Origin of the sequence: Empedobacter sp. UBA5987 (assembly GCF_002429865.1) — a bacterium.
Taxonomy (GTDB): Bacteria; Bacteroidota; Bacteroidia; order Flavobacteriales; family Weeksellaceae; genus Empedobacter; species Empedobacter falsenii_B.
On record NZ_DJBB01000047.1, the window covers coordinates 152,644 to 178,402 of the forward strand.

General features: G+C 33.1%; 22 protein-coding genes. 10 read left to right on the plus strand and 12 right to left on the minus strand.

All coding sequences use genetic code 11. From position 1 onward, the window contains the following. Positions 1-33 precede the first annotated feature (33 nt). The 8 genes from B3J26_RS07680 to B3J26_RS07715 all read right to left on the minus strand — a co-directional run bounded on the left by B3J26_RS07680 (position 34) and on the right by B3J26_RS07715 (position 9,654). Positions 34-228 (minus strand): hypothetical protein, encoded by a 195-nt coding sequence (locus B3J26_RS07680; RefSeq protein WP_291074041.1) that lies wholly within the window; start codon positions 226-228, stop codon positions 34-36. A 76-nt stretch (positions 229-304) separates the two neighbouring features. After that, a complete protein-coding gene (gene gldN / locus B3J26_RS07685; RefSeq protein WP_038332933.1) occupies positions 305-1,207 on the minus strand; it encodes a gliding motility protein GldN in 903 nt (300 codons plus the stop codon). A gap of 23 nt (positions 1,208-1,230) precedes the next feature. Beyond that, a complete protein-coding gene (locus tag B3J26_RS07690) occupies positions 1,231-2,727 on the minus strand; it encodes a GldM family protein (RefSeq protein ID WP_291074042.1) in 1,497 nt (498 codons plus the stop codon). Positions 2,728-2,848: 121 nt separating this feature from the next. Then, positions 2,849-3,520 (minus strand): gliding motility protein GldL, encoded by a 672-nt coding sequence (gldL, locus tag B3J26_RS07695; RefSeq protein WP_038332928.1) that lies wholly within the window; start codon positions 3,518-3,520, stop codon positions 2,849-2,851. A 35-nt stretch (positions 3,521-3,555) separates the two neighbouring features. Further along, a complete protein-coding gene (gene gldK, locus B3J26_RS07700; protein ID WP_221856105.1) occupies positions 3,556-4,995 on the minus strand; it encodes a gliding motility lipoprotein GldK in 1,440 nt (479 codons plus the stop codon). 108 nt (positions 4,996-5,103) lie between these two features. Beyond that, positions 5,104-6,255: an arginase family protein gene (locus B3J26_RS07705; RefSeq protein ID WP_221856107.1), complete on the minus strand. Its 1,152-nt coding sequence runs from the start codon at positions 6,253-6,255 to the stop codon at positions 5,104-5,106. After that, positions 6,255-8,774, minus strand: coding sequence for a type I DNA topoisomerase (gene topA, locus B3J26_RS07710; protein ID WP_291074043.1), 2,520 nt, complete (start codon positions 8,772-8,774; stop codon positions 6,255-6,257). Before topA ends, B3J26_RS07705 begins: the two co-directional genes overlap by 1 nt. 85 nt (positions 8,775-8,859) lie before the next feature. Next, positions 8,860-9,654, minus strand: a complete 795-nt coding sequence (locus B3J26_RS07715; RefSeq protein ID WP_125349622.1) for a hypothetical protein — start codon at positions 9,652-9,654, stop codon at positions 8,860-8,862. Between the two features lie 122 nt (positions 9,655-9,776). Between B3J26_RS07715 and miaB the strand changes: the two genes are divergently transcribed. The 9 genes from miaB (at position 9,777) to groL (ending at position 19,752) form a co-directional block, all read left to right on the plus strand. Then, positions 9,777-11,222 (plus strand): tRNA (N6-isopentenyl adenosine(37)-C2)-methylthiotransferase MiaB, encoded by a 1,446-nt coding sequence (miaB, locus tag B3J26_RS07720; RefSeq protein ID WP_125349623.1) that lies wholly within the window; start codon positions 9,777-9,779, stop codon positions 11,220-11,222. A 218-nt stretch (positions 11,223-11,440) separates the two neighbouring features. Beyond that, on the plus strand, positions 11,441-12,712 hold the full coding sequence (locus B3J26_RS07725) for a sigma-54 interaction domain-containing protein (RefSeq protein ID WP_125349624.1): 1,272 nt from the start codon (positions 11,441-11,443) through the stop codon (positions 12,710-12,712). 1 nt (position 12,713) lies between these two features. Beyond that, the gene (locus B3J26_RS07730; protein WP_115001709.1) at positions 12,714-13,223 is read left to right on the plus strand and encodes an LptE family protein; all 510 of its coding nucleotides are present in this window, start codon (positions 12,714-12,716) and stop codon (positions 13,221-13,223) included. 23 nt (positions 13,224-13,246) lie between these two features. Further along, positions 13,247-14,455 carry a tetratricopeptide repeat protein gene (locus B3J26_RS07735; protein ID WP_291074044.1) on the plus strand — a complete coding sequence of 403 codons (1,209 nt, stop codon included), beginning with the start codon at positions 13,247-13,249 and terminating at the stop codon, positions 14,453-14,455. 4 nt (positions 14,456-14,459) lie between these two features. Next, complete coding sequence (secG, locus tag B3J26_RS07740) at positions 14,460-14,810, plus strand: preprotein translocase subunit SecG (RefSeq protein WP_038332909.1); 351 nt, start codon at positions 14,460-14,462, stop codon at positions 14,808-14,810. Positions 14,811-14,998: 188 nt separating this feature from the next. Continuing rightward, positions 14,999-15,337 (plus strand): hypothetical protein, encoded by a 339-nt coding sequence (locus B3J26_RS07745; protein ID WP_115001712.1) that lies wholly within the window; start codon positions 14,999-15,001, stop codon positions 15,335-15,337. A gap of 5 nt (positions 15,338-15,342) precedes the next feature. After that, positions 15,343-17,589 carry a reprolysin-like metallopeptidase gene (locus B3J26_RS07750; RefSeq protein ID WP_291074045.1) on the plus strand — a complete coding sequence of 749 codons (2,247 nt, stop codon included), beginning with the start codon at positions 15,343-15,345 and terminating at the stop codon, positions 17,587-17,589. 155 nt (positions 17,590-17,744) lie between these two features. After that, a complete protein-coding gene (locus tag B3J26_RS07755; RefSeq protein WP_125349629.1) occupies positions 17,745-18,023 on the plus strand; it encodes a co-chaperone GroES in 279 nt (92 codons plus the stop codon). Between the two features lie 103 nt (positions 18,024-18,126). Then, positions 18,127-19,752 carry a chaperonin GroEL gene (gene groL, locus B3J26_RS07760; RefSeq protein ID WP_125349630.1) on the plus strand — a complete coding sequence of 542 codons (1,626 nt, stop codon included), beginning with the start codon at positions 18,127-18,129 and terminating at the stop codon, positions 19,750-19,752. A gap of 80 nt (positions 19,753-19,832) precedes the next feature. Here groL and leuB read toward each other — a convergent pair whose 3' ends face one another. From leuB to B3J26_RS07780, 4 genes are read right to left on the minus strand one after another with little or no spacing between them, the layout of a single operon-like run. After that, on the minus strand, positions 19,833-20,957 hold the full coding sequence (gene leuB, locus B3J26_RS07765) for a 3-isopropylmalate dehydrogenase (protein WP_291074047.1): 1,125 nt from the start codon (positions 20,955-20,957) through the stop codon (positions 19,833-19,835). After that, a complete protein-coding gene (gene leuD / locus B3J26_RS07770) occupies positions 20,944-21,546 on the minus strand; it encodes a 3-isopropylmalate dehydratase small subunit (RefSeq protein WP_019975022.1) in 603 nt (200 codons plus the stop codon). The genes leuB and leuD overlap by 14 nt, the downstream gene beginning before the upstream one ends. Before the next feature lie 12 nt (positions 21,547-21,558). Beyond that, positions 21,559-22,944, minus strand: a complete 1,386-nt coding sequence (leuC, locus tag B3J26_RS07775) for a 3-isopropylmalate dehydratase large subunit (RefSeq protein WP_221855339.1) — start codon at positions 22,942-22,944, stop codon at positions 21,559-21,561. Next, positions 22,941-24,116, minus strand: a complete 1,176-nt coding sequence (locus tag B3J26_RS07780) for a 2-isopropylmalate synthase (protein WP_221855341.1) — start codon at positions 24,114-24,116, stop codon at positions 22,941-22,943. Before B3J26_RS07780 ends, leuC begins: the two co-directional genes overlap by 4 nt. 148 nt (positions 24,117-24,264) lie before the next feature. Here B3J26_RS07780 and B3J26_RS07785 point away from each other — a divergent pair, with 148 nt between their 5' ends. Further along, positions 24,265-25,746 carry a hypothetical protein gene (locus tag B3J26_RS07785; protein WP_291074048.1) on the plus strand — a complete coding sequence of 494 codons (1,482 nt, stop codon included), beginning with the start codon at positions 24,265-24,267 and terminating at the stop codon, positions 25,744-25,746. Positions 25,747-25,759: the final 13 nt, after the last annotated feature.

Genomic DNA, 25,759 nt, shown 5'->3' on the forward strand with positions numbered 1-25,759 from the left:
AACTAAATTCTGAAAAAAAACATTGTAGAAAAATTAAACTATTTTTTCTCCTTCAAAAGTATTTAGAGCATTAATATAGATATTCTCTACAAAGTCTCTTAAGGTGATTCTTTTTTCGCTTTCGTCTAATTTAGTTGTTGATTTTTTAATAGAATTAGAAAGAGTTTTTGCTTGTCCAAAACTATTAATTGATATTATTAGTAATGATAATAATAAAATATTTTTCATGGCTTTTATTTAATTTGAACTAAAGTTTAAACAAAAAATCCAGTCAAATGACTGGATTCTTTGTTTTGTATTCTGATTAGTAATTCCACATATCAGCTTCTGACTGAATGATAGAATTTCTAATTTTGTGATGTTCTTCTAATTGACCTTTCGCATCATTTGGAATGTAATCATCAATCATTTTCGTTCCATACATTGTTTGAGCTTTGTAAATAATAGAACTAAATCTACGTGCATTTAACATCTCATCATATGTAATTGCCGAATTTGAATTACTTGGATTGAATACCGTTGCATTCACCAAAACATTACGAGCATCTGGATACCAAATCCAGAACAAATCTACGAAAGCTCCGTCAGCAAACTCTGTTCCTAACGATTGCGCATCAGGTCCCATAATTGCTAAACCTAACAAACGATATTTTAATTCTCCTAAACGACGGTCGATGTACCATAGACCTTTCGTTTTTACCATTTTGATATCGTCAGATTTAATTTTATAATTAAAAATAGCAGCTTCGTCAGGAGTTTCTCCAGCAGCTTTCATATCGTAGTAATACTGTTGTGTATCTTTCTTCTCATTACGAGCCATAATTTGCTCATAACTCATTTTAGTTTGAAAGTACTCATCGTCGTAAACTTCTCTAATCTTTTTGCTACGAACTCCGTCAACCAATACATCGTATAAAGATTTAGAATTTTGCACTAACTCATCACCAGATCTATAATATGGTTGATTTAGACGCTCATTCAAATCAATTACTTCCCATACAACTTTCGACCATAAAACATCTTTATCTTCGATAAAGCCATATTTCATAGGATCTTGAGCCGTACTTACTGTATCTCCAGCTTCATCAACTCTTGTTTTATTTTCGCGGTCTTTTCTTAACTGTTCTGGCGAAACAGCATTAAGAACATTTTGCGCCATTGTAAGAGTTGAGAAAAAACTCATTAAACCAAACAAAAGATACTTCATATTTTAAATTTTTACTTTTTAAATTATTGTACTTGAATTGCGATAGATGATGCTTCTCCAGTTGCTCCTGAATTTGTACGATATTTAATATCGAACACACCAATAATATCACCTTTTTTCGCTTTCGAAATAACTCCAGCCGCTCCTGACATTTTATTTCCAGAAACACGAGCCGTTGCCTGACCAGGAACTTTTACATTGAAAGATGTTACTTCACCCGAAATTGGGAATAAGAAATCTGGCCAATCTACGCGAATTGTTTGTGCTGCAATTCCATTATCTGGAATAGCTGGACTTGTATTTCCTAGAATTACACCACGTGCTGGTGGAACTGGTTTGATACGGAATGTTTCGCGAACAGATAATGTTTTACCAGAACTTGCTCTTGCAGATGCCGTAAACACCACTTCGTTTCCTCCTCCAGGCGTATAATTCCATTTGTTCGCTCCAGCTCCAGAAGGACTTCCAGAAGAAGCACTTAAACTAACTGGTCCGTTTGCTCCATTAATTGTCGCTGAGATAGGGTTAGATACTCCACGGTAAACAACACGTAAATTATCTGCAACAATAGAACCTCCTGTTGGATCTTTTTCAATAATCTCTGCAGCCTTTTTATCTAATGTTTGTGCTACAACTTGATAAGTTGAAGGTGCAATATTAACCGTTTTCGTTTGTCCATTCGATACATAAGTAATGTTACCTGTTAATTGATGCATACCAACTGATGATGTATTCAACTTAATAGAAGCTTTACCATCAACAACAGCAGCAGAACCAACACTTGTAGAAACAGAACCTTTGATAGAATTATCGTAAGCTCCTAAAACTACATTAAGAACAGCTTCATCACCTACTTTTACAACACCTGGCGATAAGAATAAACCTTGGAATGCATCCAACTCGATTTTCTCTTCTAATTTACCAGATAATAATGCTCTTACTAAGTTACCTTCTTCTGTACGTGCATCCATTTGCATTTTAGATAAATTCGTTAATGACGCAACCATTGGTTGATCATAGAATTTTTCTTGCATCCAGCTTTGATTTTTCGTTTTTGGTGTTGTTCCAAAAAATTCATTGATACGCGCTTCAGCATTTTTAGCATCTGGACTTTGTTTAGCAAAAGTCATTAAGAAATTTCTGAACCCATCAATTTTATTTGTAAACTCTTGTGCTTTCTCATTTCCTTTGTCTCCTCCTTTTCCTTTAAAGAATAAAGAAACTACAGGCTCTGTATTAGACAATGCATTGTAATCTGTATCTTCTGATCCTGAAACAAAATCAGCACCAGCTAATTCTTTTTTCAATCCATCGATATAAGCAACAAAATCATTTGTTTGTTTTTTAACTTCTGCAGCATCTGCTTGAGTTTTTGCATAAGTTGGATCATCCTTCGCTTTTAGATCAATTTGACCATAGAAGGTATCGTTATTTGTTTTCGTTAAAGTCGTTGTTGACTCTAAAGATGTATTTATCGTTTCGAAAGATCTCAACACCTCACGATCCACGTTCAAAGCCATCATTGCAATGAACACGAGATACATCAGGTTGATCATCTTCTGACGTCCGGTTAGTCTACCACCTCCTGCCATAATAATTTATAGAATTAATGAATAATTAGTTTAATTTATCGTACAACGATTAGTTATTTTTCATTGCAGAAAGCATACCTCCGTATACTTTGTTTAATGCATTAATGTTTGCAGAAAGCTCTTGCATTTCTTTCAAGAATTGCTCTGAACTACCTGAAGATTTTTGCATTTCTTCGATAAATTGTTTATTTAATTCTACTTGTTTTTGGCTATTTACGATTTGCTCAGCATATACAGCGTTTAATTGGCTGATGTTAGTTGATGCTTTTGCAATTTCGTTACTATATTGTTCTGTTGAAGCGACAGCAGATGTTGTTGTGTTTAATTCGTTAACAGCTGAACCAAATTTGTCTAAAGAACCACGTAATCTTTCGAAAACTTCTTTGTCTAATTTAGCATCTGCTAATACTTTGTCTAATTCTGCAGTTAAATTATTTCCTGCAGTTGCAACAGCAGCAGTTTTTCTTTGTACTGGCTCACCACTTAATAATTCTGGATAAGCTTTTTCCCATTCGTAGCTTCCTTCTGGTTTATCGAAGAATGCTGAATATAAGAAGACGATTGCTTCAGCTACTAAACCTACTGTTAAGATTAAATTGGCTGATATTGGTCCTATATTCGTATGTGTAATTTTACATAATGCCCCGATAATTACTACTGCGGCAAAGAAATTATACAAAAAATTTGTAAGACGTTCTTGTTTTGAAGCTTGTACTGCCATAAGAGTGCTTTTTATTAAATTATTTTATTAATAGGTTATTTGGTTTTTCTAAAATTTACTTTTGATCCTTCTGGGAAAGATTGTACTGTACGGAATCCGATGAAACTTCTTGCAGAATCTTTGTGTTCCCAATCGCGAGATGATACCATCAATAAGTATCCAACATCTTTCCAAGATCCTCCTCTTACACTTCTGTTTACTTCTCCAGACATTGTAATTGACGGATTAAGTGATGAAGACATTGTGTAAGATGATCTGTTGTAAGGAGAACTTGTCCACTCAGCTACGTTACCAGCCATATCATACAATCCGTATCCATTCGCTTTGAATGTTTTTACAGGAGCTGTATACATATAACCTGTTTTCTTACCATCGTTGATTTCTAAATAATCTCCACGTTTTGGTTTGAAATTCGCTAAATAACATCCTCTATCATCAGTTAAGTAAGGACCTCCCCAAGGATAAGGTGCGTTTTCTAATCCACCTTTCGCAGCGTATTCCCACTCAATTTCTGTTGGTAAACGGTAGCTAATTACTTTTACTTGACTTCCTCTTTTCTTTTTATTATTCAATGCTGTGTTATGATATCTCGTTCGGAAATCACAAAAAGCAGTTGCTTGATTCCAGTTAACACCTACAACAGGATAATTTGCGTAAGCTTTGTGCCAAAAATAATCTTGGTGCATTGGATCATTATAAGAATAGTTGAAATCTCTTACCCAAACTGTTGTATCAGGATAAATATTTAAACTAAATTCTTTACGAAAATCTACACGGAAAGTACCACGTTTTTTTGCTGCAGCAGTTTGATCAACTGTCACATAAGAATAGTTTAATTTGCGCGTATCAATACGTCTTTCTCCATTCATACGCTCTTCTGGTGGATAATATAATCCTTCCATAACCTCAGCATAATCTACATCTGGATATTTGTATTTATCCCACTCCAAGCGCTGTTTCCAATTTAATTTCTTTGCATCTAAAGATTGACCATCACGACCTGTATTACTATTTTTTAAATATTCGTCATATGGCGTTCCTTCTCCATCTGCAGATCCCGAAACGTAAGCATAAGCTCCAATTCCATCGTTCTCAGTTGAAGGATTCATTGGATCAAAACCTAAAGTTTCTGCCTTGTTAGCCAAAGCAGTACGAGCGATAGAATCTTTTACGTAGTTTACAAAAATTTGATACTCAGAGTTTGTAATCTCTGTATCATCCATAAAGAAACCTGTAACAGTAACCGTTTTTACTGGAGCATCATTTGTTTTTGTAAAATCGTAATCGGTCTGTCCTAAAACAAACGATCCACTCGGAATCGGAACCATTCCCTTTGGACGAACTGGCGTCCAAGCCGAAGATGTTTTCGAAACTATTTGTCCATCATTTCTATCACTACTCCCTCTGTTTTTCAACATTTTACATGATGATAAAGAAAGAGATAGCAACAATGCACTTACCAAAATTCTATTCATTCTGTTATAGATTTATTTTTATACAGGTTTTATACTTTTAGTTCTCAATTAATAAGGCTACAAATTAAGGCAATTTATTAATTGATTTTTAAAATTGTTCTTTATTTTTTAATAAAATTTTTTGAAATATTTCCACCACCTATTTGGTATATCACCATTAAGGGCTTGTTCGTAATCTTTTTCTGAACACGGAATAATTTCAAATTTTCGCTCTCCATCAACAGTGTTATCAACTTCTATCCACAATTGATTGGTTAATACATTTCGGTAAAAAATATAATTGTATCCTTCTGTAGGAACAAAAATTTTTTCAAAATATTGTGTATCGTCAAAACTTTTTATCTCTGGACGGTGATTTTTTCCATCAATAAAATACCAAATCATCTGCGAAATTAATAGATGATCTAATTTTTTATAATTTTCGATATAATCACAAACGTAAAGTGAAGTCAATTTATTGCTGAAACCTAAATATCTTGTCAACGCACAAATTTCGCGCGAAGTAAATCCATTTGGCGTCATATTTTTTGAAGAAGAGAAATCCGAACCTTGTAAACTCGATAAATTAAGCAAAGCCGCATTTACATCTCTCGAATAAGGTTCTATTTCTTTTACATTTTCAGAAATCACACCCAAACGAATAGCATCAAAATTTAACTGATCTAACAAATCTAATTTTTCTTGCGCCACGAAATATGTTTGAAAACCAATATTTGTGTAATCCAATAAATTGAAAGGCTCATTAGAAATAATTTTTGTTAAATAATTATTCTCCGTTGTTTGCGCTTCATCTTTTCCTAATCGTAATTTATGATCGATTGTTAAGTAGTAAACTTTATCAACAATTTCATCATACGCACGATATTGTTGATAACCTAAACTTGGATTTCCACCCAAAATAACAACAACGTATCCATCACGAATTAATCCGTTTGTAACTTCTCTAAAAACTTTTTCGGTTTCGGATTTATCATCATAAAAAACAACATCACCAAAATCGTACAAATCGATCGACCAATTTCCCATTTGCATTTCGTACAATTGTGTACGAACAAGGCTAAAATCTACATCTTCGATCAAATCTTTTTGTTTCGAACGAGATTCTGTCACACCAATAATCGCGATTTTATCGTTCGATTTTTCATCGATTTCGATCACATCTTCGCGAAATTTTATAGCTTGTCCTAACGCAAAAGAATTACAAGATTTAGCAAAATCTTGTAATTCTTCAGAAACGGGTTTTAAAAAGTCGTTATACATTACTTTTTAGTCGTTGTTTTTTTAGTTGTCGTTTTCTTCGCAGTTGTCTTTTTTGCTGGCGCTTTCTTTTTAGGTTTTGCTGCTTCTATTAATTTTTTAACCTCAGCCAAAGTCAACGCTTCTGGATTCGTCTCTTTCGATAGCTCAACTTTTACTTTTCCTTGAATCAAATTATAACGTCCCCAACGTGCTTTCTCCAAACGAATTTCCTGTTCTGCCCATTCGCGTACCACACGTTCAGATTCTTTACGTTTTTTATCTTCAATCAATTCGATAATATCAGCTTGAGATAAATGATCGAAATCGTATTTTTTTGGAACATTAATAAACCATTCATTCCATTTGATAAATGGTCCAAAACGTCCTTTTCCTTTTGTTACATCATACCCTTCGTATTGTGCAATCGGTGCATCAGCTTTTAATTTTTCTTCAATTAATTCTACTGCACGATCAAATGATAAATCCATTGGATCTTCCTCTTTCGGAATCGAAATATATTTATCATCAAATTTCACATAAGGCCCAAAACGTCCAATATTCACTTCTACTTCGTGCGCTTTATACTCACCCAAAGTTTTTGGTAATTCGAACAATTTCATTGCCTCTTCTAAGGTAATATTATGAATAGATTGATGCTTTTGAAGACTTGCAAAACGAGGTTTTTCTTCATCTTCTGCTTCACCAATCTGAATCATTGGCCCAAAACGTCCAATACGTGCATGCACTTTTTTACCCGATACAGGATCAATTCCTAATTCGCGTTCTCCAGTTGCACGATCAGCATTTTCTTGAACATCTTCTACAACATGATGAAATTTCGTATAAAATTCATCAATCATTTTTGTCCAATTCAATTTACCTTCCGCAATATCATCAAAACTATTTTCGACACGCGCTGTAAAATCGTAATCCATCACATTCGTAAAATAATCAACCAAGAAATCATTTACCACAATTCCGATATCAGTTGGCATTAATTTGCGACGATCAGCTCCAAAAATTTCTTTTTGTTGAACTTTTTTGATTTGATTATCGATTAGCGTTAAGGTATTATATTTTCGTTCTTGACCATCCAATTCCCCAACTTCCACATAGCCTCTATTCTGGATTGTAGAAATCGTTGGTGCATAAGTTGATGGACGACCTATTCCTAATTCTTCTAATTTTTTTACCAAAGATGCTTCTGTATAACGAGCCGAAGGACGAGAAAAACGTTCAGTACCGTTTATTTCATCTGCTTTCAATTGCTCATTTACTTTTACACTTGGTAATAATACTTTATCATCATCAGCATCTTCGTCGTCAAACGATTCTTGATATACTTTTAAGAAACCATCAAACACAATTACTTCTCCTTTCGCTTGGAAAATAAAGTTGTTTTTGTTGTTATCAATATCAATAATAGTTCGTTCCAATTCTGCATTTGCCATTTGAGAAGCAACTGTACGTTTCCAAATTAATTCGTACAATTTTCGCATAGAATCGTCTGCATTTATTGAATGATTTTCGAAATGCGTTGGACGAATCGCTTCGTGCGCTTCTTGTGCAGATGAATTTTTGTTTTTATATTTTCTTATCTCAACATATTTGTTTCCGTAAGCAGATTCTATCTCAGCTTTTACTGCTGTTAATGCATCATCAGACAAATTCACACTATCTGTTCTCATATATGTGATATGTCCAGATTCGTATAATTGTTGTGCGACACGCATCGTTCTTGAAACTGAAAAACCTAATTTACGAGATGCTTCTTGTTGCAAAGTTGATGTTGTAAATGGTGCTGAAGGTGTACGCTTTGCTGGTTTCTTTTGTAAATCATTTACTTTAAAATCTGCTCCAACACATGTTTCTAAGAAATCTTCGGCTTCTTTTAACGTAGAAAATTCTTTTGTTAAAACTGCTTTTAATGTTCTTCCCTCATTTGTTTCGAAAATTGCAATGAATTTATATGACGAAACTGGAACAAAATTTTGAATTTCTTTTTCACGTTCAACAATTAATCGAACAGAAACTGATTGAACACGACCTGCAGATAAGCCTGGTTTGATTTTTTTCCATAAAATTGGCGACATTTCGAAACCAACTAATCTGTCCAAAACACGACGAGCTTGTTGTGCATCAACCAAATTCTCATCAATTTGACGTGGATTTTCTACCGCACGTTGAATCGCTTTTTTTGTAATTTCATTAAAAACAATACGTTTTGTATCTTTCTTTTCTAATCCAAGAACGTGATACAAATGCCAAGAAATTGCTTCTCCTTCGCGGTCCTCATCGGATGCTAACCAAATTGTTTGGGCTTTCGAAGACAATTTTTTCAGTTTACTTACAACCTCCTTTTTATCAGGTGTTACTTCGTATATTGGCTTATAATGATTCTCGATTTCGATTCCCATTCCTTTCTTTGGTAAATCGACCACGTGACCAAAACTTGATTCCACGATAAAATCATCACCTAAAAAACCTTGAATGGTTTTAGCTTTTGCTGGGGACTCAACAATAACGAGATTTTTAGACATATTGTTTTCTTAAAAAATTTCTGCAAAATTAATAACAAAAAAATGAAGCAGCCAAAAATGATTTTCAACTGCTTCATAATTTTGTCTATTTCATGTAAGGATTATCCTTGTAAATATCTGTTCCTATTTGGTCTATTTCTGATTGTTCATTGTCTTCTGTTCCTATAACTGTTTCATATAAAACATATGTAGCAATATAAATTAGAGGCATTGCTACTAATAATCCAACTCCACAAGCAAGTACGCCTAAAATTGCAACTCCAAAACAAGCCAAACAAAAAACAAATGCTGATCCGAAGTTTTTAAATAAAATACTTACACTTGATTTTATAGCTTCCGTTGTAGTAAAACTTGTAAACAATACAAAAGGAATTGCTAGTATTGATGTAACATAGAAAATAAATCCAGGTACAATACATAATAAAATACCTATGAATCCTAAAAATTGAACAGCTAAATATGTTGTAAAAATCACACCAAATTTTCCATCTTTATAATGAACAAACAAATCTGAAAAATCAGGATTTTGATGTTTATTAAATTTTTTAGCCATTGTCAAAATACTTACTGTAATCGGTGCTAAAGCTGCTGCAACTACAATACTAACAATATTACTCACCCACGCTAAAGGAGATGATGCTTCTGCAAACACTTCATTTAAATCAGATGGATCATTAATAACCATAGTTGGTGCTGAAATGATTAATCCTAAGAAGAAATTAATCATGAAACTAATTGCGAATGTTATTACAATTGCAAGAATTGCATATAAAGCGATTCCTGAAAAAATTTCCCATGATTTTGAAAAAATATCGCCAACGTTTATATTTACTCCTCGTTGTTTAATTTCTTCTATTCTTTGTCTAATTCTATCATCCATAGTTTTATATTTTTTTAGATTTCCTCAAATCTACAAAATGTTAATAAAATGCAAAAGAAAATTTTACTGCCAATATGTCACATAGATTTATTATTTTTGCACGATAAAATATCCATTTTAGAATGCATACAGAAGAAAAACATATAGATGAAGCAAGACAAGGAGAGGCTTTGATGACTGCTCCTACTCGTAATGCAACAAAGAAATTATTCTTAGAAAGTTACGGATGTCAAATGAATTTCTCGGATAGTGAAATTGTTGCATCTATTCTAAATAACGAAGGTTATCAAACCACTCAAAAAGTTGACGAAGCAGATTTAATTCTTTTAAACACTTGTTCTATTCGTGAAAAAGCTGAACAAACTGTTCGTAAACGTTTAGGAACTTTAAACGCAATCAAAAAACAAAATCCAAGTCTTAAAATTGGTGTTTTGGGTTGTATGGCGGAACGTTTGAAACATAAATTTCTTGAAGAAGAACATTTAGTTGATATCGTTGTTGGACCTGATGCTTACCGCGATTTACCAAACTTAATCAACGATGTAGAAGATGGTCGTGATGCGGTAAATGTACAATTATCAAAAGAAGAAACTTACGCAGAAATTTCTCCTGTTCGTTTAGGAGGAAATGGCGTTACAGCTTTCGTTACGATTACTCGTGGTTGTGATAACATGTGTACGTTCTGTGTTGTACCTTTTACACGTGGTCGTGAGCGTTCTCGTGATCCGCACTCAATTTTGAATGAGTGTAAAGAATTAGCAGAATCTGGTTATAAAGAAATTACACTTTTAGGTCAAAATGTCGATTCATATTTATGGTATGGTGGAGGACCAAAAAAAGATTTCAAAAATGCAACTGATATTCAGAAAGCGACTGCTGTAGATTTTGCTCAATTATTAGACATGGTTGCTACGCAGTTTCCTAACATTCGTTTACGTTTTTCAACTTCTAATCCACAAGATATGGAAGAAGGCGTATTGCAAATGATGGCGAAACACAAAAATATTTGTAAATACATTCACTTACCTGTTCAATCGGGTTCTACCACTGTCTTAGCACGTATGAATCGTCAACATACTCGTGAAGAATATTTCGAATTGATTGATAAAATTCGTCGTATCGTTCCAGATTGTGCTTTATCTCACGATATGATTGCAGGTTTCTGTGGCGAAACAGAAGAAGAACATCAAGATACATTATCGTTAATGGAATATGTGAAATATGATTTCGGTTATATGTTCGCTTATTCTGAGCGTCCAGGAACGCCAGCGCACAAAAAAATGCCTGATGATGTTTTACCAGAAGATAAAAAACGTCGTTTACAAGAAATCATCGAAATGCAACAAAAACACTCTGCAGAGCGTATGAATAGTTATGTTGGAAAAACTCATGAAGTTTTGATTGAAGGAAACTCTAAACGTGACGAAAATTTCTGGTACGGACGTAATACACAAAACGCGGTTTTAGTTTTCCCTAAAGTAGAAGGAACTAAAATAGGAGATTTTGTAAACGTAAAAGCAAATAGCTGTACAACGGCTACTTTGATTGGTGAAATGATAGAAGGATAAACAATCAATCCGTCAATTGTATACTAAAAATAAAATTCGTCAATTCGAGTGATTTTTATAAATGAAATGATTAAAAATTGTATCGAGAATAGAATTTTAATAGTTTAAAACCTTATTTTCGATACAAACTCTAAAAAATTTTACTCGAAATGACGGTTTTAATAAGACAATAATTGAAATTTGATAGATCATTTTTCAAAAACCTAAAAAATAAAAAAATGGATTCTTTACAAACTATCAAACAACGTTTTGGAATCATTGGAAATAATATAGCCTTGAATCGTGCTTTAGAAAAGGCGATTCAGGTTGCACCTACAGACATTTCTGTTCTTGTTATCGGAGAAAGTGGTGTAGGTAAAGAATTTATTCCGAAAATTATTCACAATCAATCTGCACGCAAACACAACAATTATATTGCAGTGAACTGTGGTGCGATTCCAGAAGGAACAATCGATTCTGAATTATTTGGACACGAAAAAGGTGCTTTTACAGGCGCTACACAAACACGTAAAGGTTATTTTGAAGTAGCAGATGGTGGAACTATTTTCTTAGATGAAGTTGGTGAATTGCCTTTAGCTACACAAGTGCGTTTATTGCGTATTTTAGAGTCGGGTGAATTTATGAAAGTTGGTTCTTCGGAACTTCAAAAAACAAATGTTCGTGTTGTTGCTGCAACGAATGTAAAATTGAAAGAAGCTGTTGAAAAAGGTAAATTTCGTGAAGATTTATATTATCGATTAAATACAGTTCAAATTGATATTCCTGCTTTGCGCGAGCGTAAGGAAGATATTAATTTATTGTTCCGAAAATTTGCTTCAGATTTTGCAAATAAATACAGAATGCCGCATATTGAGCTTTCTCCAGAAGCCCAAAATTATATTGCGAATTATCCTTGGCCGGGAAATGTGCGTCAATTAAGAAATTTTGCTGAACAAGTTTCTGTTGTGGAAAAAGACCGTGTGATTTCGTTAGAAAAAATCATGGAATTATTACCCAATAATTCAACAATGTTGACGGTAACAAATAAATCGAAAGATGGAAGTTCTTCTGATTTTATGGAACGTGAATTATTGTTCAAAGTTTTATTGGACATGAAAAAAGATTTGAACGATTTACGTGCTTTAACATTAGATTTAATCAAACACAAAGATGTTGAAGATTTTAATGGCAATACACAAGAATTGATTCAGCGCGTTTATCAAGATCAAAACGAACCAGAAGAAGATTTTGTGCCAAGTCAATATAATTTGGTTCCAACGAAATCTGCTCCAATTACACCAAATTATCAACAATCGCAATACGATTATTCGAACGATGTATACGACGTAAGTCCAATCGAAGAACCAGAATCTCTTTCGTTGCAAGATAATGAAAAGGAAATGATAAAATTGGCGTTGGAAAAACACAAAGGAAAACGTAAAATGGCGGCTGACGAATTGGGAATTTCTGAGCGAACATTGTACCGAAAAATCAAACAATATCATTTGTAATATGAACAAAATAAAACTATTCATCCTTAGTATTTTTGCTATTTTTAGTTTAACAGGATGTATAAAATATTCACTTTCGGGAGCAGCAATTCAACCAGATTGGAACACAATTTATGTGGCAACTTTCCCGAATTACGCACCTCAACAAAATCCTACTTTGAGTCAAGATTTAACGATTGCGATTCAAGATATTTTTAGAAGTAGAACGAAGTTGAAGTTAAACTCAAACGAAAATTCTGACTTAATTATCGAAGGTGAAATTACGGGATACGATGTTGTTCCAGAAGCAATTCAATCGAATGATATTGCAGCAAAAAACCGTTTGACAATTTATGTAAAAGTTCGATACATCAACAATAAAGACGAATCAAAAAGTTATGACAGAACATTTTCTGCTTTCCAATTATATGACGGAAATGCAATGTTAAGCGCTGTAGAATCGTCAATTGTTCCTTTAATTATTGATGATATTCGCGACCAAGTTTTTGCGTCTATTGCGATGGATTGGTAAAAAAATAACCTTATATTTGAGCAATGACCAGAATTGAATATTTAGTAGCACATCCGTACGAAGTTGAGAAATCGGACATTCCACTTCTTAAAAAAGAAGTAGAAAAATATCCGTATTTCTACACATTGCGTGCATTGTTACTTTATGGTTTGAAAAAGGAAAATCATCCTTCTTTTGAGGATTATTTGAACAAAACGTCAATTCACAGCAGCAATCGTGTCGATTTGTATCATTACATCAATTCGGAATCAATTCAGAAAGAAATTCAAACAAAAACTGAAACTATTTCTCCTGGAATGGTAGAAGAAAAAGTGGAAGAATTAGCTGAAAACAAATTTATTTCTGAACCTATTTTAGAAAATTCTACTTCAGAAATCATCGAAAACAATAACGAAACAGTTGAAGTTGTTGATGAAATCATTGAAGAAAAAGAAGAATCAAACCAAGAAATTGAAGTTGTTTCTGACATAAATTCTGATGAAATTAATGAAGATATTGTGGACGAAATGATCGAAAATGATACAGAAGAATCGGAATTGAGAACAGATCATGTGGTTGATATTATTTCGGATGAAGAATTGAACGAAGTTGCTGAAATCACGAATAAAGTTGTGGTAGAAAATAATTCGAAAGAAGAAAATTTGACTTCTGAAAATGATATAGAAAATGCTGTTCAACAAACTTCTGGAATTGAAATTTTTGAATCTGAACCTCAGCAAGTAATTGAAACAATAGAAGATAATCAGGAAGAAGAAATTGTAGAAGGATTGTCTGAAAATGCTGAAGCAATTGAAGAATCTGAACCTGAAATGATTGAAGAAAAAGTAGAGATCATTGAAAATAATTCGGATGAATCGACGTTTTCTTTTTCAGATTGGTTGAAGAAAGTTCCTTCTCAATCAAAAACACAACAAGAGATTGAGGAAGAACAAGAAATTGCAGAAAGAGAAATAAAATACAAGTTGATTGATGACTTTTTGGAAAAAAATCCGAAAATCGTTCCGATGAAAAAAACGGATATTACACCAGTCAACACACCATCAAATTTCGTTCAGAATACGGAAGAATATTCGGATTTGATGACCGAAACTTTGGCTCAAATTTATATTGAGCAAAAAAAATATGATAAGGCAATTAAAGCTTATAAGATATTAATTTTGAAATATCCAGAAAAAAATAGTTTATTTGCAAATCGAATTAAAGAAATTGAAAATTTAAAAAACTCTAAATAATAAAATGGGACTATTTCAGTTTTTCATGATTATTATCATGATTTTATGTGTATTATTAGTACTAATCGTATTATCTCAAAACCCTAAAGGAGGAGGATTATCTTCTACTTTCGGAGGTGGCGGAGGAAGCCAAATGTTTGGAGTTCAAAGAACAAATAAATTCTTAGACAACACAACTTGGGGATTATTTATCGCTGTAATCGTATTGATTATTGGAGCAAGTGCTTCGCATGAAAATCCAAATGCGATAAAACCAATTAAGCCAAATGTTACGGCACCGGCTAATAATTTACCAACGCAACCTGCTGCAAACGGAGCAAGTCAAAATCAATTACCAGCTCAACCAGCGAAGTAATTTTGATAAGAAAATAAATCAAAAAACGCGAATCATCGAATGATTCTCGTTTTTTAATGCCTTATATTGAATATTTATTCATAATTTAGTCCTAAACACTGAATATGAAACACTATTACTTCTTTATACTATTAATATCTTTATTTTTTATCGGATGCGGTCACCAAAAAGTTTTAAAAACTATTTCTATGAATGAATTAAATATTTTTAGAACTGCATTTGATGGAAAAGGATGTAAAAATGAAGTAAAAGTTTTTACAAATATGAAAGATTTTGATGAATTTCAAACGTCATTAATTATTCCAGGACAACGAAACGCTCCATTAGAAATAATTGACTTCTCAAATAAAAATATTGCAGTTATTTGTAAAGAAGATATTGATCGTTACGAAATCTCAGAATTAACTAGTTCTTCTAAAAAAAACATTTTAAAACTACATCAATATAAAGATGAAGCTGATAAATCTATCAACTTATTTTTTATAGAAATACCTAAAGAAATTAATTATTTAACACTAGAATATTGAAATTTATGAAAACAAAATTTATTATCTTATCTCTTCTGATGGGAGGAAGTTCGGTTTTTGCGCAAAGTAATCATTGGCAAGAATTGAAAAATAAAAATTTTCAACCTACTAATTTAGTTGAAAGATCAACTGTTCCTAAAGAATTTACATTATTTAAATTAGATGTTACAAGTTTACTTAATGACTTAAATTCTATTGCCAACAAAGGGAATAATAATGCTCAGTTAGTAAACATTCCGAATGAAAATGGAGAAATAACAAAATATCTTGTTGAAGAAGCATCTATTATGGCGCCTAAATTACAAGAGAAATATAACACGATTAAATCTTATGTAGGGAAATCTGTTGATGGAAAAGCTACAATCCGTTTTAGTTATTCTCCTTATCACGGTTTTAGTGCAATGATACAGAAAGGTCACGATATTTCTTATATTGATGCTTATACAGAAGATTTGTCAACTTACATTTCATATAGTAGAAAAAATGTTGATGATAATATTAATTTTTCTTGTCATACAGATGATGTATATCAACAGAAATTAATCAATCAAATCACAAATGATATACCTACGAATAAAACTGCTATTGATGGTAAAATGAGAAAATACCGTTTAGCTTTAGCGACAACTATAGAGTACTCTAGATACCATGTAAATAGAGCAGGATTATCATCTGGTACCAATGAAGAAAAACTAGCAGCTGTTATTTCAGCTATAAATGTAGCTATGACTCGTGTAAATGGTGTTTATGAAAAAGAGTTTGGTGTAACAATGGAACTAGTGGAAAATAATGATAAAATTATTTTTATTACATCAGATGAATACACCAACAATAATGGAAGTGCTATGCTAAAAGAAAATCAAATTGTTTTAGACAGAGAAATAGGTGTAGATAATTATGATATTGGCCATGTTTTTTCTACTGGTGGTGGTGGAGTAGCTTACTTACAAAGTCCTTGTAGTACAATTAAAGCAGGAGGTGTAACTGGATTAGGAGCACCTATAAATGATCCTTTCTATATCGATTATGTAGCTCACGAAATGGGACATCAATTTGGAGCACCACATACTTTTAACAATTCTTGTGGAGGAAATCGCTCAGGCGCTACAGCTGTTGAACCTGGTAGTGGAAGTACCATTATGGCTTATGCTGGTATTTGTCCTCCTAATGTACAAAATAATAGTGACCCTTATTTTTCTACTGTAAGTGTTAGTAATATATATAATTTTATTACTTCTACAAATGGAAGTTGTTCAGTAAATACTGATTCAGGAAACAATGAGCCTGTTATTGCTCTAGATAAATTGTCATATAACATTCCTCACTCAACTGCTTTTGTTTTGGAAGCAACAGCTACTGATCCTGATGGAGATGCAATAACATACAACTGGGAACAAACAGATATACAAATAGCTACGCAACCTCCTGTATCTACTAATAAAAATGGACCAACATTTCGATCTCTTAATCCAACTACAGTAGGATACAGATACTTCCCTAATTTACAATCAATTGTTGATGGTAAATTAACTTTAGAGACAAATCCAGCTCCTATGAACTGGGAAGTTATTCCAAGCGTTGCTCGTACGCTAAAATTCTCTCTTTTAGTTAGAGATAACAATCCTAAAGGAGGTCAAACTGATCGTAAGAATGTTGTTCTTGTTACAAAAGATTTCGGACCATTCAAAGTGACTTCGCAAGCGACAACTGATTATTGGACACAAAATTATCCTGCTACAATTACTTGGGATGTTGCGGGAACGGATGCAAACGGAATTGATACACAAAACGTAAAAATCTTATTATCAGTTGATGGTGGAAAAACATTTGATTATGTTTTAGCTGAATCAGTTCCAAATAATGGAAAATATGATTTCACAGTTCCAACGAATGTTTCGTTAACAAAAGAAGCGCGCATTATGATTAAAGCAATTGATAATGTTTTCTTAGCGGTAAATGCTTCAAATTTTGAAATTTCTGATAAATTGGCAACTTCTGAGATCAATTCAAAAGATTTAGCGACAATTTCTCCAAATCCTTCAAATGGAATAATCAATTTAGATTTTACAAACTCATTTACAACAGGTAAAATTACTGTGACAGATTTAGCAGGAAGAACAGTTTACTCAAACAAATTGAATTCTTCGAAATCTCAACAAGTTAATTTATCTAGTTTATCAAATGGTGTTTACATTGTTTCGATTGAAGCAGGTAACGAACAATTCACGAAAAAAGTGATTATCAAAAAATAATTATTCATAAAAATCACTTTAAATGCCAAGTTGTCATACAACTTGGCATTTTTGTTTTAAGGAGTGAAATTAACTTATCCATAATGGCAGAAATTGTGTGTTGGCACGTTTTTCGTTTATTTAAAACCATCAATTATTAAAATAAAAATACAAATATGTCACAATTAAACATTAAACCATTAGCAGATCGAGTGGTTATTGAGCCTGCTCCTGCAGAAACTAAAACAGCATCAGGAATTATTATCCCAGATTCAGCAAAAGAGAAACCTCAAGAAGGAATCGTTGTAGCAGTTGGTAATGGTAAAAAAGATGAACCAATAACTGTTGCAATTGGAGACAAAGTTCTTTACGGAAAATATTCAGGAACTGAATTAAAATTAGAAGGAAAGGACTATTTAATCATGCGTGAAGCTGATATTTTGGCAATCATCTAAATTTAGTTGTAATTAGTAAAATGTATTAAGTACAAAGTAACTTATTTTTTTATTTTTAATTATATTCGACTTAAGACTTAAGACAACAAAACTTATAAAAAAAATGGCAAAAGATATTAAATTCGACATTGAATCAAGAGACGCTTTAAAAAGAGGTGTTGATGCATTAGCAAATGCAGTTAAAGTAACATTAGGACCAAAAGGTCGTAACGTAGTTTTAGAAAAATCTTTCGGTGCTCCACATGTAACAAAAGACGGAGTTTCTGTAGCAAAAGAAATCGAATTGGAAGATCCAATCGAAAACTTAGGTGCTCAAATGGTAAAAGAAGTTGCTTCTAAAACAAACGACGTTGCAGGTGATGGTACTACAACTGCTACAGTTTTAGCTCAAGCTATCGTTCGCGAAGGTTTGAAAAACGTTGCTGCAGGTGCGAACCCAATGGACTTAAAACGTGGTATTGATAAAGCTGTTTCTGGAATCGTTGCTAACTTAAGAGAGCAATCTCAAGAAGTTGGTGATTCATCAGAAAAAATTAAACAAGTTGCTTCTATCTCTGCAAATAACGATGATACTATTGGATCATTAATCGCAGAAGCTTTTTCTAAAGTTGGAAAAGAAGGAGTAATTACTGTTGAAGAAGCAAAAGGAACAGAAACTTACGTTGACGTTGTAGAGGGAATGCAATTCGATCGTGGATATCAATCTCCATACTTCGTAACAAATGCAGATAAAATGATTGCTGAATTAGAGAATCCTTACATCTTATTATGTGAGAAAAAAATCTCTAACTTACAAGAAATATTACCTTTATTAGAGCCAGTTGCTCAATCAGGTCGTCCATTCTTAATCATTTCTGAAGAAGTTGAAGGTCAAGCTTTAGCTACTTTAGTAGTGAACCGTTTAAGAGGTTCTTTAAAAATTGCTGCTGTTAAAGCACCAGGATTCGGAGATCGTAGAAAAGCAATGTTACAAGATATCGCAATCTTAACAGGAGGAACTGTTATTTCTGAAGAGCAAGGAATTACGTTAGAAACTGCTACTTTAGAAATGTTAGGTACTGCAGAAAGAGTAGTTATCGACAAAGACAATACAACTATTGTTAACGGAGCTGGTGATGCTGAGCAAATCAAATCTCGTGTTAACCAAATTAAAGCGCAAGTAGAAACAACTACTTCTGACTACGATCGCGAAAAATTACAAGAGCGTTTAGCTAAATTAGCTGGAGGTGTTGCTGTATTATACGTTGGTGCTGCTTCTGAGGTTGAAATGAAAGAAATCAAAGACCGTGTTGATGATGCTTTACACGCAACTCGCGCTGCTGTAGAAGAAGGTATCGTTGCTGGTGGTGGTGTTGCTTTCGTTAGAGCTTTATCTAACTTAACAATTGACACAACAAATGCTGACGAAGCGACAGGTGTTAAAATTGTAACGCGTGCAGTTGAAGAACCATTACGCCAAATCGTTCACAACGCTGGTGGAGAAGGTTCTGTAGTTGTTGCTAAAGTAAAAGAAGGAAATGGTGATTTCGGATACAATGCAAAAACTGACGAATATGTAAACATGATCGAGGCTGGAGTTATTGATCCAACTAAAGTCGCTCGTGTTGCATTAGAAAACGCTGCTTCTGTTGCAGGTATGTTAATTACTACTGAGGCGGTTGTTACAGAAATTAAAAAAGATGAGCCAGCTATGCCACCAATGGGAGGTGGAATGCCAGGAATGATGTAATCATCAACTCATAAAAATACAATAGAAAAAGCCATTCAGAACTCTGAATGGCTTTTTCATTAAGTCATAAATAATAAAAACTATATAATCGTCGATTTCCCCATCAATACATTTTCAAAATTAAAATATGAATGATGATCATGATCGCTCAATAATATCTTCGCAATATAATTTGCTACAACAGACGTCGAATAATCGCTCGTTTCATCTAAATCTGAAGTTACAATCAAATTATTAATCGCATTTCCCACCGCATTTTCTATTGCTTTTGCTCCTTCTTCCAATCCCAAATAACGCAACATCATTGCGGCACTCAAAATAGAAGCCATCGGATTTGCAATTCCTTTTCCTTTTGCTTGTGGATACGAACCATGAATAGGCTCGAACAATGCATTTTCTGTACCAATAGAAGCCGAAGGCAACAAACCTATACTTCCTCCAATTACACTTCCTTCGTCCGAAATAATATCACCAAACATATTCTCTGTCAAAATCACATCAAATTGTTTTGGATTGATAATTAATTGCATCGCTGCGTTATCAACAAACAAGAAATCTAATTCAACTTCAGGATATTTTTGGCTAATATCCATCGCAACTTTTCGCCATAAACGAGAGGTATCCAACACATTTGCCTTGTCTACCAACGTTACTTTTTTGCGACGCTTCATTGCTTCCTGAAAAGCTAAATGTGTAATTTGCTCAATGTCTTTTCTGTTGTACGAACACGTATCATACGCATGAGAACCATCTTGTGCTGTAAATTTTTCTCCGAAATAAATTCCATTAATCAATTCACGAAAAATAACCATATCTGTTCCTTCGATGTGCGAACGTTTCAATGGACTTTTCCCCAACAAAGATTCGTAAGCCTTGATTGGACGGATATTTGCAAATAAACCAAGTTCCTTTCTTAGCTTTAACAAACCTTGTTCGGGACGAACTTTAGCGTTCGGATTATTGTCATATTTTGGATCACCAATAGAACCAAACAAAACCGCATCTGCATCTTTACATAATTGCAATGTCGCATCAGGCAAAGGATTTCCCGTTTCGTCAATCGCAATTGCACCAATCAAAGCTTCCTCAAATTCGAAATTATATTTGAAAACTTGTTCTACAACTTTCAGAATTTTTATTGTTTCCGAAACGACTTCTGGTCCTATTCCATCGCCAGGAAGTACAGCAATTTTATGCATTTTCATCTTGTAAAGATTTATGATTTTGTTCGTAAGCTTCTATTTTGTCTTTCTGACTGATTAAGAAATCAATATCATCATACCCATTTAATAAACAGATTTTTTTATAAGAATCAACCTCAAAATTGATAGATTGACTTTGAATTCCCAAGGTTTGATTTTCCAAATCAACTTCAAATTCTGTTGAAGGGTTTTGATCGATTATCTCAAATATTTGATTTAAAATTTCATCTGAAACAACGATTGGTAAAATTCCGTTATTCAATGCATTTCCTTTGAAAATATCTGCAAAATAACTACTAATTACAACATCAAATCCGTAATCTTTTATTGCCCAAGCTGCGTGTTCACGGCTGCTTCCACAACCAAAATTTTTTCCGACAACTAATATTTTCCCTACATATTTTGAATCATTCAGTGGAAAATTCTCAATTTTTTCATTCTCTTGATTAAATCGCCAATCTCTGAATAAATTATCTCCAAAACCTTCTCTACTAATCGCTTTCAAAAAACGAGCTGGAATAATTTGATCGGTATCTATATTTTCTATTTTAATCGGAACAGCCGATGATTTTAGTTGATTGATTGAATCCATTTTGAGTAAATTTTAATTGATATCAACAATTTTTCCGTGAATTGCAGCAGCAGCAGCAATCAAAGGACTTGCTAATAATGTACGAGAATTTGGACCTTGACGTCCTTCAAAATTTCTATTCGAAGTCGAAACACAATATTTTCCTTCTGGAACTTTATCGTCGTTCATCGCCAAACAAGCCGAACAACCTGGTTCGCGCAATCTGAATCCAGAGGCTTCAAAAATTTTGTCCAAACCTTCTTCTATCGCTTGCTTTTCTACTTGTTTCGATCCCGGAACAATCCACGCAGTTACATTTTCATTGCGCTGTTTTCCTTTCACATAATTTGCTACTTCACGCAAATCTTCGATTCTTGCATTTGTACAACTTCCGATAAACACATAATCAATTGGATGATTGATGATTGATTGATTATCTTGGAATCCCATATATTTCAACGCTTTTTCAAACGATTCTTTTTCATTATCGCTTAACGAATCTTTAGAAGGAATACTGTCTTTCACCGAAATTCCCATTCCTGGATTCGTACCAAACGTAATCATTGGATAAATATCCGCAGCGTCAAATTCTATTTCTTCATCAAAAATGGCATCAGCATCACTTGGTAAAGTTTTCCAATATGCTACTTTTTGCTCCCAATCTTCTCCTTTCGGTGCAAATGGTTTATCTTTTAAATAAGCAAAAGTTGTTTCATCTGGTGCAATCATTCCGCCACGAGCGCCCATTTCTATCGACATATTACAAACTGTCATTCGACCTTCCATCGACATATTCTCGAAAACATCTCCTGCATATTCACAGAAAAAACCTGTTCCTGCATTTGTTCCAACTTTAGAAATGATATACAAAATCACATCTTTTGGTTGAACATTTGGATTCAGTTTTCCATTAACTGTAATTCGCATCGATTTTGGTTTATTCATCAACAAACATTGACTAGCAAAAACCTGTGCAACTTGACTTGTTCCAATTCCGAAAGCAATTGCTCCAAAAGCTCCATGCGTAGATGTATGACTATCGCCACAAACCATGCTCATTCCTGGTTGCGTAACACCCAATTCTGGCGCAATAATGTGAACAATTCCTTGATACGGATGACCTAAACCATAAAAAGTAATATTATTTTTTTCGCAATTAATCGCTAATTGCTCTAATTGTTGTTTTGATAATGGATCTCGAACTGGCTTATCTTGATTAATCGTTGGTACATTGTGATCCGCAGTTGCAACAATTTGATTTGGTCGAAAAATTGGAATATTTCTCGCTTCTAATTCTGCAAAAGCTTGTGGACTTGTTACTTCGTGAATTAAATGTTTATCAATATAAATCACTTGTGGTCCATTTTCTACTTGGCTGACAACATGGGCATCCCACACTTTATCGAATAATGTTCTCATGCGAATTTTCTCTGTGATGTTTGATTAAACTGATGCATTAATCCAAGTAAATCTTCACGAACAACTTCTTTCTTCAAATCTGCAATTTCTAAAAATTGTTCATATAAAATATCTAATTCATTTTTAGATGTATCAAAACCGATATCTTTTAGACGATAAGCTAACGCCGAACGCCCGCTACGAGCTGTCAAAATAATAGAGGATTCATTAACTCCAACATCTGCTGGATTGATAATTTCGTATGTTTCACGGTTTTTAATCACACCATCTTGATGAATTCCAGAACTGTGCGCAAAAGCATTCGATCCTACAATTGCTTTGTTTGGTTGAACCATCATTCCCATTGTTTCAGAAGTTAATTGACTTAATTCTGTTAACATTTGAGCATTGATATCTGTATAAAAATTCAATTCTTTGTGTTGTCTAAAAATCATCACGATTTCTTCCAAGGCCGTATTACCAGCACGCTCACCAATTCCATTAATTGTACATTCTATTTGGCGTGCTCCATTTATAGCTCCTGCAACTGCATTCGCTGTCGCTAAACCTAAATCGTTATGATTGTGGCAAGAAATAATCACATTATCAATTCCTTGAACATGATCTTTTAAATATTTAATTTTATTTCCATACTCAAAAGGCAAACAATAACCCGTTGTGTCTGGAATATTAAGAACCGTCGCACCAGCTTTTATCACTTCTTCACAAACTTGAGCAAGAAAAGCATTATCCGTTCTTCCTGCATCTTCAGCATAAAACTCAACATCATCTACAAATGTTTTTGCATATGCAACCGCTTCAACTGCACGTTCGATAATCGCTTCACGATTCGAATTAAATTTGTGAATAATATGAGAATCCGAAGTTCCAATTCCGGTATGAATTCTTGGTTTTACGGCATATTGTAAAGCTTTAGCTGCAGATTCTATATCTTTTTTGTTTGCACGAGTTAAACCACAAACTGTGGCATTTTTCACTAATTTTGAAATTGCATTTACGGCTTCGAAATCTCCAGGACTTGAAATTGGAAAACCAGCCTCGATAATATCAACGCCTAATTCGTCCAATCGAGCCGCAATTTCTAACTTCTGTTTTTTGTTTAACTTACACCCCGGCACTTGCTCTCCATCTCTCAGTGTCGTATCAAAAATTTGAATCTTCTCAGCACTCATTGCAATTAGTTTTGTTTGTTATTGTGATGTAAAATTAAAATTGTACTAACTTTAAATTTTCAAATTGAAATAGGTTTTACAATTCTTAAAGCTAAAATATTTATCATAATCATTTTATTTTCAATACATTATATATAATTTAATTACAATGTCAAATCATAACAAAGACGCACTATTTAGTTTAATAAAGTCACTTAATCGTTCCGAAAAACGTCAATTCAAACTTTATGTAAATCGTCTGCAAATTAATGCAGATGCAAAATTTTTGTTATTATTTGAAGCATTGGATAAGTTGGAAGAATATGATGAAACGGCTATTTTGAAGAAAAAAATTACCACGAAACAACAATTATCTAATCTAAAAGCGCATTTGTACAAACAAATTTTGTTTAGCTTGAGAATGAATCCTTCGCAACAAAATTCGCGTATGCAAATACGTGAACAGTTTGATTTTGCTACGATTTTGTATCAAAAAGGCTTACACAAACAAAGTCTAAAAATGTTGGACAAAGCCAAAACTCAAGCCTTAGATTTTGACGAAAAAGCCATTGCTTATGATATTTTAGAACTCGAAAAAATTATCGAATCACAATTCATTACACGAAGTATTTCTGGTCGTGCAGATCAGTTGATTGAACAATCGGAGGAATTGAGTTTACAGAATTTACAAGCAAGTAAATTGTCTAATTTATCGCTAAAATTGTATAGTATTTTGCTCGAGAATGGATACGCAAAAGATGATGATGAAATTCAAAAAATTCAGAATTTCTTTGATTCGAAAACAAAAAATATCGATTTTAAGAAATTAAAATTCAAAGAGAAATTGTGGTTTTATAAAGCAAATGTTTGGTTGTCGATGTTAACGCAAAACCTTCATTCTGCCTATGAATTTTCGAAAAAATGGGTTGAGTTATTTTACGAGAAAAAAGAACGAATTCTTAGTCATCCTGTTTGGTTTATCAAAGGAAATTCATATTTATTAAAGATCTTATACCTGAAAAAAAATTCTGAAGAATTTAAATTTTGGTTTGATAAATTAGAATCTGTTTACGAGATTTTGCCTCAAAATGATAATGTGGAAGCGCTTTGGTTTATCAATAAATTTAATAGCAAACTGAATTATTTTTTCATTAATCCGAAAGAAAATATTAGTCCATTTTTGATTAAAGATATTTTACGCGAAATTAAATCGCATCATCATAAAATCGATAATCATCATATTTTGGTGCTTTATCTAAAAATTGCTGCCTATTATTTCTTAAACAAAGATTGGGATAATTCGTTCGAGTATTGTCAAAAAATAATCAATAGTGAAGCGTCAATTCAAGAAGATTTACATTTTTACACCTTGGTTTTGATTATGATGAATTTGTATGATTCTGGGAATGATCAAGAATTGGATACATATTCGTACAAAACGCATCAATTCTGCAAAAAGATGAAAAATAGTAATATTATTACACGAAAAATTAGTTTATTTTTTATTGAATTGAATGATTTGTACCCACATGAAAAAGTAAAAGCTTTCAGAGAATTAGATGATTTTTTGAAAGATTCGGACAATCAAAATTTGTTGCGAAGAAATACCAATTACATTAATCTTAGACGTTGGATGGAGGATAAAATTTAGACTTAAATTATCT

Bases quoted from the DNA above. Each gene is read 5' to 3' on its own strand.
- secG (WP_038332909.1), top strand. From the start codon at position 14,460: ATGGGACTATTTCAGTTTTTCATGATTATTATCATGATTTTATGTGTA.
- B3J26_RS07690 (WP_291074042.1), bottom strand. From the start codon at position 2,727: ATGGCTTTGAACGTGGATCGTGAGGTGTTGAGATCTTTCGAAACGATA.
- B3J26_RS07745 (WP_115001712.1), top strand. From the start codon at position 14,999: ATGAATGAATTAAATATTTTTAGAACTGCATTTGATGGAAAAGGATGT.
- leuB (WP_291074047.1), bottom strand. From the start codon at position 20,957: ATGAAAATGCATAAAATTGCTGTACTTCCTGGCGATGGAATAGGACCA.
- miaB (WP_125349623.1), top strand. From the start codon at position 9,777: ATGCATACAGAAGAAAAACATATAGATGAAGCAAGACAAGGAGAGGCT.
- B3J26_RS07705 (WP_221856107.1), bottom strand. From the start codon at position 6,255: ATGTATAACGACTTTTTAAAACCCGTTTCTGAAGAATTACAAGATTTT.
- B3J26_RS07730 (WP_115001709.1), top strand. From the start codon at position 12,714: ATGAACAAAATAAAACTATTCATCCTTAGTATTTTTGCTATTTTTAGT.
- B3J26_RS07725 (WP_125349624.1), top strand. From the start codon at position 11,441: ATGGATTCTTTACAAACTATCAAACAACGTTTTGGAATCATTGGAAAT.
- B3J26_RS07735 (WP_291074044.1), top strand. From the start codon at position 13,247: ATGACCAGAATTGAATATTTAGTAGCACATCCGTACGAAGTTGAGAAA.
- B3J26_RS07750 (WP_291074045.1), top strand. From the start codon at position 15,343: ATGAAAACAAAATTTATTATCTTATCTCTTCTGATGGGAGGAAGTTCG.
- leuC (WP_221855339.1), bottom strand. From the start codon at position 22,944: ATGAGAACATTATTCGATAAAGTGTGGGATGCCCATGTTGTCAGCCAA.
- gldL (WP_038332928.1), bottom strand. From the start codon at position 3,520: ATGGCAGTACAAGCTTCAAAACAAGAACGTCTTACAAATTTTTTGTAT.
- B3J26_RS07755 (WP_125349629.1), top strand. From the start codon at position 17,745: ATGTCACAATTAAACATTAAACCATTAGCAGATCGAGTGGTTATTGAG.
- B3J26_RS07780 (WP_221855341.1), bottom strand. From the start codon at position 24,116: ATGAGTGCTGAGAAGATTCAAATTTTTGATACGACACTGAGAGATGGA.
- B3J26_RS07680 (WP_291074041.1), bottom strand. From the start codon at position 228: ATGAAAAATATTTTATTATTATCATTACTAATAATATCAATTAATAGT.
- B3J26_RS07785 (WP_291074048.1), top strand. From the start codon at position 24,265: ATGTCAAATCATAACAAAGACGCACTATTTAGTTTAATAAAGTCACTT.
- gldK (WP_221856105.1), bottom strand. From the start codon at position 4,995: ATGAATAGAATTTTGGTAAGTGCATTGTTGCTATCTCTTTCTTTATCA.
- gldN (WP_038332933.1), bottom strand. From the start codon at position 1,207: ATGAAGTATCTTTTGTTTGGTTTAATGAGTTTTTTCTCAACTCTTACA.
- topA (WP_291074043.1), bottom strand. From the start codon at position 8,774: ATGTCTAAAAATCTCGTTATTGTTGAGTCCCCAGCAAAAGCTAAAACC.
- groL (WP_125349630.1), top strand. From the start codon at position 18,127: ATGGCAAAAGATATTAAATTCGACATTGAATCAAGAGACGCTTTAAAA.
- leuD (WP_019975022.1), bottom strand. From the start codon at position 21,546: ATGGATTCAATCAATCAACTAAAATCATCGGCTGTTCCGATTAAAATA.
- B3J26_RS07715 (WP_125349622.1), bottom strand. From the start codon at position 9,654: ATGGATGATAGAATTAGACAAAGAATAGAAGAAATTAAACAACGAGGA.